Raw genomic sequence first — 11009 nt, 5'->3', positions numbered from 1 at the left:
GGTCAAGCCCGCTCCCACAAGGATCACCCTTACCTGTGGGAGCGGGCTTGACCCGCGATGGCGGCACCTCAGACCTTGACCGGTGCCGGATGCACCCGCGCCTTGCGCCCCAGCACCACCGTCAGAATCACCCCGCCGGCAAACACCCAGGTGATCGGCGCCACCTGCTCGCCAAAGAACAGCGCCGACAGCGCGATGGTGAAGAAGATCTGCAGCAGCTGCACCTGGCTCACCCGTGAGATCCCGCCCAGCGCCAGCCCGGCGTACCAGGCAAAAAAGCCGATGAACTGCGAAAACAGCGACACATAGCCGAACGCCCACCAGGCCCGCGGGCTGATCGCGCCTTCATGCTGCAGCGCCAGGTACACCACCGGCCCCAGCAGCAGCGGGCTGGACAGCACCAGCGCCCAGCAGATCACCTGCCAACCGCCCATCTCCCGCGCCAGGCGGCCGCCTTCGGCATAGCCCAGCCCGCCCACCGCAATCGCCGCCAGCATCAGCAGGTCACCGGCCTGGATGTGTCCGGCGCCCATGATCATCGCGTAGGCCACCACCAGTGCGCTGCCCAGCGCCGCCCATGCCCAGAACGCCGTGGAAGGTCGCTCGTGGGACAGCCACGCCGCATACACCACCACGCACAAGGGTTGCAGGCCGTTGACCAGTGCGCCGTGGGAGGCCGGCACGCTCTGCATGGCCCAGGCCGACAGCACCGGGAAACCGAGAATCACCCCCAGCGCCACCAGGCTCAGGCCCTTGACCTGCTGCCAGGTGGGCCACTTTTCACGGCGCCACAGCAACAGCGCCGCTGCCGGGATCGCGGCCACCAGGGCCCGGCCCAGGCCGTTGAGCAGCGGGTGCATCTCCTGCACCACGATGCGGGTCATGGGCAGGGTCAGGCTGAAGATGATGACGCCGAGCAGGCCGAGGGCCAGGCCGGTGTTTTCGCGGGTAGACATGAGCGCGCCTGAGGGCTGGAGGGGCCGCTCATTGAGCCACAGGTGGGGTGGGGAATCTGGTTACAGTTGGCAACAAAGGTGTCCGTACAGTTGGGCGTCGCGCCGGCCTTTTCGCCGGCAAGGCCGGCTCCTACAGGCTTCGCGCCCTCCTGTGGGGGCCGGCCTAGCGCCGACGCCGCCCCACTGCCTTGGGCGGCGGCGCGGGCACATTCGCCAGCGCGCCCAGCGGGTGCGTGGTGGCATCGAAAAAATGCAGTTCGATGCCCGGGCACGCTTCGAACACCCGCGCGTAATGCTGCTTCTGGCTCACGATGGCCGCCTCGTTCACCGGCAGGATCGAAATGGCCAGGTGTGTCGGCTGCGCCTGCCTGATCGCCTCCACCAGGTGCCGGTCGGCACGGTCCAGGTGATGCCCGAACACGCACAGCCCCTCGCGCTGCGTTGCCAGCGCGGCGTAGCACCAGGTCAGGTAATCGGACCCGCGAATCGCCCGCAGCTTGTTGTCGCTGCTGTCTTCATTGACGAACAGCGGCACATCGCCCGGGGTGTTGATGGCAAAGCCGTCGAGCAACTGGCTGCCGCTGGCCGCCCGCTGGCGCGTGGTGCCGTGCTGGGTGCGCAGCAGGTGCAGGCCGCCATGCAGGTAGTGCATCCGCGTGCCCGGTCCCTGAGCCCGGCTGACGTCGAAATCGCCTTCCTCGTCGAACAGCTCGGCAAAGCCGTGCGGCGCCTGGTTCACGGCCCAGTGACAGAGCAGGTCGTAGTTGCTGGAAAACACGCGCTGGTAGGTGCGCAGCTCGGCGTTGATCGCGGCCAGGTGGGCAGTGGGCAGCAGCTTCCAGGGAATGTGCACGCTGCGCACGGCGTGGATCAGCGCTTCCTTGATCGCGTAGTAGCGGTTGAGCGGTGCCGACGAACTGATCGCCAGCGCGGCATTGACCTGCACGGTGGTGTTCAGGGCACTGAGCACCGGCGCGAACAGCTCGCTGTTCATCGATTTGAACAGTGCCTGGTCGGTGAGGCCGAGGGGCTTGTGACGCACGCGCTGGGCCAGCTCGAACAACGAAAAGTAGGCGAACGGGCGCCAGATGGCGCGGCTGGCACCGTTGCCCAGCAGCAGGCTGGTGCACGGGTGGGCGGTATTGAGGTGCGGCCAGGCCGCCAGGGTTGCGTCGACGTCGGCGAGGGGCATGTGGATCTCGTAGGGATTTGTTGCACGTTGGCAGGGCGCGACTGTAGCACGCCGACGCGTTGTCATCAGCGCTCCGGAACCTGCGGTGTCTGCCACCGGGTACTGAGGGCTGGCCGAAGGCAGAGTGAGTGTGTGAGAATGATACGAATTCCCATTAATGTTTTGTCTGCCTTATCACGCGCCGGACGCCCATGACCTCGCTTTCAACCCCCTGGACGGCCGGCGCGCCGTCGTTTGCGGCTGTCGCCGACGAGCTGCTCGCGCACTACACCGACCTGCGTCGCTACCTCGGCAGCCGACTGCGCAACCCCGATGATGCGGCCGATATTGCCCAGTCGAGCTTTGCCCAGGCCTACGCGCATGCCCTCAATGCCCCGGTGATCAATGCCCGTGCGCTGCTGTTCCAGGCGGCGCGCAACCTGTGCATCGACCAGTTTCGCCGGCGCAGTCGCGAGCTGGCGGCGCTGGAGGACTGGCTGACACGGGCCGATGTGCTCACCCCCAGCGTGGAAGAGATCCTGATTGCCCGCGAGCAGTTGCAGCAACTGATTGCGCGTATCGAGCGCATGCCGCGCCTGCGCCGCGAGGTGTTCGTGCGCGTGCGCCTGCATGGCCAGAGCCATCGCCAGGTGTGTGACGAGTTGCAGCTGTCGGCCAAGGCCGTGGAGCTGCACATCGGCCGCGCGGTGTTCGACCTGTCCGAACTGAGCCAGGCCTGCCGTCATGTCTGAGGCGCGGCCGGTTTCGCCACGCAAGGTACAGCAGGCGCTGGGCTACCTGGCGGGGCTGCACAGTGACGACCCCTCCCGTGTGCGCGAGGTGAGCGGGCAGTTGCAGCGCTGGCGCAACAAAAGCAGCGAGCATGAGCGTGCCTGGCTGGAGGCCGAGCAGCGTTGGCAGATGATCCATCGACTGACCCCGCAGTTGCGCGGCTCGCTGGCCCCCGAGCCGGTCAACCTCGGCCGGCGTCGCCTGCTGCGCCAGGGTGCCGGCCTGCTGGCGGTGGTCGGGTGCAGTGCATGGCTGGGTTGGCTGTGGCAGCGCCGGCCACAGTTCGACCAGGTACTGCTGACCGAACATGCAGCGCCCGCACGCAATGTACTGCTGCCCGACGGCAGCCAGATGGTGCTGGCGGCCGAAAGCAACGTGCAGGTGAAGTACAGCAACGGCCAGCGCGAGGTCATGCTGGCCCACGGCAATGTGTTTTTCGACGTGGCCCACGAGCGCCTGCGCAGCTTCCTGGTCAGCACCCGGCTGGGGCAGGTGCAGGTGCTGGGCACCGCCTTCAGCGTCAGCGACCGTGGCGGCGATATCCAGGTGGCGGTGACCCGCGGTCATGTGAAGGTGCGCGGCCTGGATGGCGAGACCCGCGAACTGCTGGCCGGCGACCGGGTGCGCCTGGGCGAACCCGGTGTGCCGGGGCCGGTGGAGCATCACCCGCAGGCGGCCCCGAACGCCGAGCACTGGCGCCAGGGCTGGTGGTCGTTCACCGATGCACCGCTGGCCGAGGTGATCGACGAATTCAATGCCTACAGCAACCGTCAGGTGCGGCTTGGCGAGGGAGCGGCCGGGCTGCGCCTGACCGGCAGCTTCCCCAGCGACCGCCCCGACATATTGCTGAACGCCTTGCCCAGGGTGCTGCCGCTGAGCCTGATGCAGAAGGGTGAGTACACCTGGCTGCAGCTACGTTGAAATTTTTTTGAGGGGTAGTGGCCAGCTAGCGCGTCTTCCTGGCAACTCCCTAGCTCAAAGGACAGATCATGTCGTTTTTCCTCGCCCGGACCACGCGTTCGTCGCCTTCTTCGGTTATCCCCAGCACCCTTCGCCACCTGGTGCTGGCCTGTGCTCTTGGCGCGGCCAGCCTGTCGGCCGTGTCGGCCGAGCTGAGCGCAGGCACCCGCGTGCTGGCGCTCGACCTGCCCAGCCAGCCGCTGGATAGCGCGGTGCAGGCGCTGTCCCGCGAGGCGGGGGTGGCGATTGCCGCCGACAGCCAGTGGCTGGCCGGGCGCAATGCCCCGGCGCTGCAGGGCCGCTTCACCCTGCAACAGGCGCTGCAACGCCTGCTGGACAACAGCGGCCTGGTGGCCAGCGAAGAAAACGGCGTGATCATCCTGCGTCGCCCCGAGAGCGACGGCGCGCTGACCCTGGGTGCCACCACGGTCAATGCGCAGGTGGGCAACAGCAGCAACCCGCCCGAGCTCTACAGCGGTGGCCAGGTGGCACGCGGTGCGAAGGTGGGCATGCTGGGCAATCGCGACATCATGGAAACCCCTTTCAACATCACCGCCTACACCGCCCAGCACATGGAAAACCAGCAGAGCGGCACGGTGGGCGCGGTGCTGCGCAACGACCCGTCGGTGCGCTTCAGCACCGGTGAAGGCCACACTTACGAAAACTTCATGATCCGCGGCTACTCCATCGACTCCACCGAGCTTGCGGTCAACGGTCTGTATGGCCTGGCGCCCGATGGGCATGTGCCCACCGAGTTCCTGGAGCGCGTCGAGGTGCTCAAGGGCCCTGGCGCACTGCTCACCGGCATGGCCCCCAACGGCGGTGTGGGCGGGGTGATCAACCTGGTGCCCAAGCGGGCCGGGGATGCGCCACTGACGCGCCTGACCACCAGCTACGTATCCGACGGCTACTGGGCCGAGCACCTGGACCTGAGCCGGCGCCTGGGCGAGGAGAACCGCCTGGGCATCCGCTTCAACGGCGTGTACGGCAGCGGTGACACCGGGGTCGACGACCAGTCCAAGGACCGCACCCTGGCGTCCCTGGGCATGGATTACCGTGGCGATGGCTGGAAGCTGGAACTCGATGCCTACGAAAGCCACGAAAAGATGCAGAACGGCAGCCCGATGATGGCCGGCTTCAGCAAACTGGGCTACGTGACCAAGGCGCCCAAGCCGGATTCCAACATCCTCGACGGTATTTCGGCCAAGCAGATCAGCAAGGCGGTGATCCTGCGCGGCGAATACGAACTGTCGGACGACTGGACGGCCTACGCCAGCGTCGGCGGTGCGCGTACCCGCTACAAGGGCTTCCTCAACGGCACGCGCTCGATCATCACCTCCGGCAACGGCGACGCCACCGCCGAAACCTACAACCAGGGCGGCTATACCCATAGCCTGTCCACCGAAGCGGGTGTGCGAGGCAACTTCAGTACCGGTCCGGTGACCCACCAGCTGGTGCTCAGCACCACCCTGCTGCACCAGGACATCGGTCGCGCCGCCACCGTCACCGGGGCAAAGTACACGACCAACATCTATCACCCCGGCAAACCGATCATTGCCGGCAACATCGGCTCCAGCGACAAGACCGGCGACAACACTCTGTCGAGCTTTGCCGTGGCCGATACCCTGGGCTTCGTCGACGACAAGCTGTTGCTGACCCTGGGCGTGCGCTCGCAGCGGGTGCGCCAGAAGATGAGTTCGCCTTCGTATGACGAGCATGCGCTGACCCCGGCACTGGGCGTGGTGCTCAGGCCGTGGGAGGCGGATGTCTCGCTGTACGCCAACTACATCGAGGGCCTGACCCAGGGCGGCATGGTCAGCGACCTGTCGGCTGCCAACTATGGCGAGCAGTTCGCCCCGTACAAGTCCAAGCAGGTGGAAGCCGGGGTCAAGTGGGACCTGGGCGACTTCACCCACACCGTCAGCGTGTTCCAGATCGAGAAGCCGAGCATGATGCTCGACACCGCCAGCAACCGTTACACCGACGATGGTCAGCAGCGCAATCGCGGGGTGGAGTGGAACCTGTTCGGTTCGCTGACGCCGAGCGTACGCCTGCTGGGTGGGGTGACCTATACCCGTGCCGAGCTGACCAAGACCGCTGGCGGCAAGCTCGATGGCAACGCCGCGCGCGGGGTGCCGCAGTGGTCGGCCAACCTGGGCGGCGAGTGGGACACGCCCTGGGTCGAGGGCCTGACCCTGACCGCGCTGGCCATCCACAGCAGCTCGCAGTACCTGGATTCGGCCAACGAACTGAAGATTCCGCAGTGGACCCGCTATGACCTGGGCGGTCGCTACAGCACGCGCATCCTGAGCAAGGACGTGGTGCTGCGCGCCAGCCTGGAGAACGTCGAGAACCGTGCCTACTGGGCCGGTGTGTTCAACGACGGCTACGCCACGGTCAGCGAGCCGCGCACGCTGAAACTTTCGGCCAGCATCGACTTCTGAGGTGTACATGCAACGACTCAAGACATTTTGCGCCGGCCTTGCGCTGGCCAGCCTGACCGGAGGCGCCGCAATGGCGGCCTCGCTGGTGCCCGGGCACAGCGTCAGCGGCGCCATCGGCCAGGGCCTGCAGCCGGTATGGACCGTGCCGCTCAAGGCCGGTGACTTCGTGCAGGGGCGCGTGGAGGGCGACGTCAGCGTGCGCCTGCTCGATGCCGACGGCCAGCCGGTGCGGTTGCTGGTGGACGGGCTGGACATGGTGCGCGACTTCATGTTCATCGCCCCCCACGACGGCCTGTATGGCGTGCGCGCAGAAGCCATCGCCACCCGCCCGCAGGCTGCCTATTCGCTCAAGCTGACCGGTGTCACCAGCGTGGCCGAGCAGCAGGCCCAGCAGACGCGCCTGCAAAGCCCGGTGATGCGCGAGCTGGCGGCACATGTGGCCAAGGGGGGCGATACCCAGGCCTTCTGGAAGGCCCGCGAGCAGCAGGGTACGCCCCTGGTCGAAGCGCTGGCGGAGCAGCCCGGGCAATCGCTGGTGACCTTCCTGTGGCGAGGTGCCCGGCACAACGTTCGGGTGTTCGGCGCACCGTCGGGCAACCATGATGAGCTGCAGCGCCTGGGCGACAGCGATGTGTGGTTTCGCAGCTACGTGGTGCCTTCCAGCACCCGGATGAGCTACCAGATGGCACCGGACGTACCGCCCTCCACTGACCGCCGGGTGATTCTGGCCAGCTCCCGGCAGGACCCGCTCAACCCCAACGGCTTTGCCGATGGCAGTGGCGATCGCTGGCTGTCGCGCTCGCGCCTGGAGCTTGCCGACGCGCCGGCGCAGCCCTGGGTGGCGCAGCGCCCCGGGGTAGCCCGGGGCACGCTGGCGCGCCAGGTGCTGACCAGCAAGGTGCTGGGCAACCAGCGTGACGTGTACCTGTACCGGCCGCCGGGCTGGACGCCGGGGGCGGCGGGGCAGGGGCTGCTGGTGCTGTTCGATGCGCATGCCTACACCCGGCAGGTGCCCACCCCGACGCTGCTCGACAACCTGCTCGCCGATGGCCTGATCGGCCCCACTGCTGCGCTGATCATCGCCAACCCGACCGACCTGTCGCGCCAGGTCGAGCTGCCACCCAACCCGCAGTTTGCGCGGTTCATGGCCGAGGAACTGATGCCCTGGGCGAAGGCGCGCGGGCTGTCGGCCCCAGCCGACCGCACGGTGGTGGCAGGTTCCAGCTACGGCGGGCTGGCCTCGGCCTACCTGGGGCTGCAGCATCCGGAGCTGTTCGGCAATGTGCTGAGCCTGTCGGGGTCGTACTGGTGGGCGCCGGAAGGAATGGAGCCTGGTTGGCTGACCCGCGAGTACGTGCGTGCACCGCGTGCGCCGCTGCGCTTCTACCTGCAGTCGGGGTTGTTCGAGGGGCCGAAGATTCTCGACACCAATCGCCAGTTGCGCGACGTGCTGCAGGCCAAGGGGTATCCGGTGGTGCAGGTGGAATACCCGGCCGGGCATGACTACCTGCAATGGCGTGGGTCATTGCCGTGTGGGTTGATCGCCCTGATCGGTAGCGGGCAGGGGACGCCGCAGGCCTGTGAGCCGCGTTGACCCTGCCGCTTCGCCGGCAAGGCGGGCTCCTGCAACATCGCCAGGAGCCGGCCTTGCCGGCGAAAGGTTTACTGCGCGACAGCCGCCTCGCGCCTGACCTTGTTGCGCCACAGTCGGTAGGCGCGAATGCCTGCCCGCACCGAGCCGTACAGCAGCTCGCTGCCCATCTCCCGCGCCAGCCCCGAGCGCACCAGCATCCGCAGGAAGCTGCCGCGGGCCCGGGCGATGCCCATCACGATACCCTGGGCCATCAGGGTTTCACGCACTTCGCGCAGCGCCGCGATGCCGCTCACGTCGATCGAGCTGACCGCCTCGGCGTCGAACAGCACGGCGCGGGCTTCCACCTCCTTCTGCACCGCGTCGAGCAGGCGCATCTTGAAGTAGTCGGCGTTGAAGAACAGGATCGCGTCGTCGAAGCGGTACACCACCAGCCCTGGCACCGTGCGCGCGTCCTTGTGGCGGCGGATGTCCACCTGGCCCTCGATGCCGGGCGCCCAGCCCAGCACTGCATCGGTGGGCTGGTAGATGGTGTAGAGCAGACGCAGGATCGCCAGGGTCACCGCGATGATGATGCCCGGCAGCACGCCCACGCCCAGCACGCCGACCGTGGTCAGGATGCACAGCCAGAACTCGAAGCGGCTGAGGGTGTAGATCTTGCTCAGCGACTTGACGTCGATCAGGCCCCAGCCGGCCATCAGCAGCACGGCGCCCAGGGCTGCCTGCGGGATCCACGCCATGGGCACGGTGAACAGCAGCAGGCACAGCGCGATCACCAGCGCCGCGATGATGCCCACCAGCTGGCTCTTGCCACCCACCATGTCGTTGACTGCGGTACGCGAGTCGGCGCCGCTGATGGCAAACCCCTGCGAGGCGCCGGCGGCCAGGTTCGACACGCCCAGGGCGAGGAATTCATGGTTGGCGTTGATCGCATAGCCATGGCGTGCGGCAAAGCTGCGTGCGGTCAGCATGGCGCTGCAGAAACTGACCGTAGCGATACCCAGGGCGTCACGCAGCAGGCTTTTCATCTCTTCGAGGTTGGTCTGCGGCCAGGCGAGGGTGGGCATGCCCGAGGGCACGTGACCGAGGACTGCCACGCCGAAGCGGTCCAGGCCGAACAGGCCGGCCACCAGGGTGGCGATGGCCACGGTCACCAGCGCTGCCGGCAGCTTGGGGTAGCGCCGGGGCAGCCAGATCAGCAGAGCCAGGCCGGCCAGGCCGATGAACAGCGTCAGCCAATGGATTTCGTTCAGGCGTTCGAGCAGGTTGATCAGGCTGAGCACGAAGCCGTTGCCCTCGATCTTGAACCCCAGCACCTTGCCCAACTGGCCGGCCAGCAGGCTCAGGCCGATACCGTTGAGGTAGCCGATCAGAATCGGTCGGGAGAAGAAACTGGCAATGAAGCCGGCCCGTGCCAGGCCTGCGGCGATCAGCATCAGCCCCACCAGCACCGTGACGATCACCGACAACTGTGCCACGCGCGCCGGGTCGCCCATGGCCAGCGGCGCCACGGCACCGGCGACCATGGCGCAGGTGGCAGCGTCGGGCCCGACCATCAACTGGCGCGAGCTGCCCACCAGGGCGTACACCATCATGGGCAGGATGCACGCGTACAGCCCGACCTGCGGCGGCAGGCCGACGATCTGCGCGTAAGCGATGGCGATGGGGATCTGGATGGCGGCAACCGACAGGCCGGCCTGGAGGTCAGGGCGAAACCATTCGGCACGGTAACGCAGCAGGTTGGCGAGGCCGGGGAGCCAGCGGGAGAGAAACATGGACCGATCCTTGTGATGTTTCGGAGCAGCGGTGGGTTTTACCAAGGTCTTTGGGGGCGGTGTTGATCTGAATCAGGCGGGCGCAGGTTTCTCGCAGAATACCGTGCCCTGCGTTGCCCGCCTACCGAGTGCATGGGCAGCAAATTGCTTGCCGGGGCTGGAGTGACCACAAAAAACCCGCCATATGGCGGGTTTAGGGTGAGGCGCAGGACCGGCTGTCAGAGGTCTCTGCACAGCATCGTCTTACCGATGTTTCTGAGCGCCTCTGCATATTGCCTGCGCCAGTTTGCGCGCCAGTACGCGGCGTCAGGGAAGGTGCCGTCCGTGGAGCGAGCGGCCAGCACGTCGCTTGCAACGACCTCCTCGGGTTGTTGCTGGCTCAGCATGGGGAAGGCCATGTACGCCCGGAATCGCTTTGAATAGACCTTGTCGATCGCCGTACCCGTATAGGGTGAATGGCTGACCAGGCGCTCGCAGCCTTTGCTGGACAGAATGTAAGCATGGGTACCTTTGGCCCGTACACGGGCTATTCCCCTGTGCCAGGTGAGCCATACCCTCCCCAGATTCGCTCCAAGATAAAACAGTTCGGGTTCCTTCCCGTTCAGGAAGGTGTTGATCTGGTGCACCTGGCGTGGGTCGAAGGTCAGCAGGGTGGCGTCATCCTCGAGCACCAGTACCCGCCGATATTTACGCTCCAGAGCCATTTTTGCGCAGGTCACGTGGGAGTCGAAGCAGCCCCGCTCGGGATTCTCGCTATCGCGGTCCACGATGAGAAATTCGATGTTCAACCCGCTGCCTTCGAACTCCCGGGTCAAAAGGTCTCGACGGTCAGTCCGCTCCCGCAGGCTGATGCAGAAAACTCCGTCGATCTGCAACTGGCTAAGATCCTTTTGCTTGGACAACTCATCCCCCATGGATTTACCCAACTGAAATTTTCACCCTCTTGCTATCCGTCTTGGATGCGGGGTATCGATTAAGGGCATTATCCAGAACTGCCTGTAAGCAAGCCACTGTCATGTGAGGCTGCGAGCATATTCAGTTGGATGGTTCGAGTGCTGAGGGGGCTTGTAACGGGGAGGGGGAAGTGACTGGAGCGGGTGAAGGGAATCGAACCCTCGTTATCAGCTTGGGAAGCTGGAGTAATGCCATTATACGACACCCGCTTTCAGGCGCACTTTGTACCAGAACTGCGAGACGATTTGAAGCCCTTATTGCAATCGGCGGCTCGCGAGCCGTAGCGCCGGTCTGCCGCAGACCGGCGCTACACTGGCCGCGACCACTCAGATGGCCTGCGCATGCTGGCCGTGCACGAAGTGATAC

At 66.2% G+C, this 11009-nt stretch carries 8 protein-coding genes and 1 tRNA gene; 4 read left to right on the top strand and 5 right to left on the bottom strand.

The window, feature by feature from the left end:
• Positions 1-68: 68 nt before the first annotated feature.
• Together QMX96_RS25585 and QMX96_RS25580 are read right to left on the bottom strand one after the other, a co-directional pair.
• Entirely contained in the window at positions 69-956 is an 888-nt protein-coding gene (locus QMX96_RS25585) for a DMT family transporter (protein ID WP_043859746.1), read from the bottom strand.
• Between the two features lie 163 nt (positions 957-1119).
• Positions 1120-2148, bottom strand: coding sequence for a DUF4917 family protein (locus QMX96_RS25580; RefSeq protein ID WP_088515505.1), 1029 nt, complete (start codon positions 2146-2148; stop codon positions 1120-1122).
• Between the two features lie 191 nt (positions 2149-2339).
• Here QMX96_RS25580 and QMX96_RS25575 point away from each other — a divergent pair, with 191 nt between their 5' ends.
• From QMX96_RS25575 to QMX96_RS25560, 4 genes are all read left to right on the top strand, one after another.
• Positions 2340-2879, top strand: coding sequence for an RNA polymerase sigma factor (locus tag QMX96_RS25575; RefSeq protein WP_088515504.1), 540 nt, complete (start codon positions 2340-2342; stop codon positions 2877-2879).
• Positions 2872-3840, top strand: a complete 969-nt coding sequence (locus tag QMX96_RS25570) for a FecR domain-containing protein (protein WP_043859743.1) — start codon at positions 2872-2874, stop codon at positions 3838-3840. Before QMX96_RS25575 ends, QMX96_RS25570 begins: the two co-directional genes overlap by 8 nt.
• Before the next feature lie 68 nt (positions 3841-3908).
• Positions 3909-6323: a TonB-dependent receptor gene (locus QMX96_RS25565; protein ID WP_078480624.1), complete on the top strand. Its 2415-nt coding sequence runs from the start codon at positions 3909-3911 to the stop codon at positions 6321-6323.
• A gap of 7 nt (positions 6324-6330) precedes the next feature.
• Positions 6331-7917: an alpha/beta hydrolase-fold protein gene (locus tag QMX96_RS25560; protein WP_282362662.1), complete on the top strand. Its 1587-nt coding sequence runs from the start codon at positions 6331-6333 to the stop codon at positions 7915-7917.
• Between the two features lie 68 nt (positions 7918-7985).
• On the opposite strand, the gene QMX96_RS25555 is transcribed toward QMX96_RS25560, so the two are convergent.
• From QMX96_RS25555 to QMX96_RS25545, 3 genes are all read right to left on the bottom strand, one after another.
• On the bottom strand, positions 7986-9689 hold the full coding sequence (locus QMX96_RS25555; protein WP_043860081.1) for a SulP family inorganic anion transporter: 1704 nt from the start codon (positions 9687-9689) through the stop codon (positions 7986-7988).
• Between the two features lie 218 nt (positions 9690-9907).
• A complete protein-coding gene (locus QMX96_RS25550) occupies positions 9908-10591 on the bottom strand; it encodes a hypothetical protein (protein WP_146094981.1) in 684 nt (227 codons plus the stop codon).
• A gap of 187 nt (positions 10592-10778) precedes the next feature.
• Positions 10779-10852: transfer RNA gene (locus QMX96_RS25545), tRNA-Gly, on the bottom strand.
• Positions 10853-11009 lie beyond the last annotated feature (157 nt).

Origin of the sequence: Pseudomonas sp. PS01300 (assembly GCF_029960155.1) — a bacterium.
In the GTDB taxonomy this organism is placed as follows: domain Bacteria; phylum Pseudomonadota; class Gammaproteobacteria; order Pseudomonadales; family Pseudomonadaceae; genus Aquipseudomonas; species Aquipseudomonas palmensis.
The sequence above is the reverse complement of the archived record's forward strand: the minus strand, read 5'-3'. Positions and strand labels throughout refer to the sequence as shown.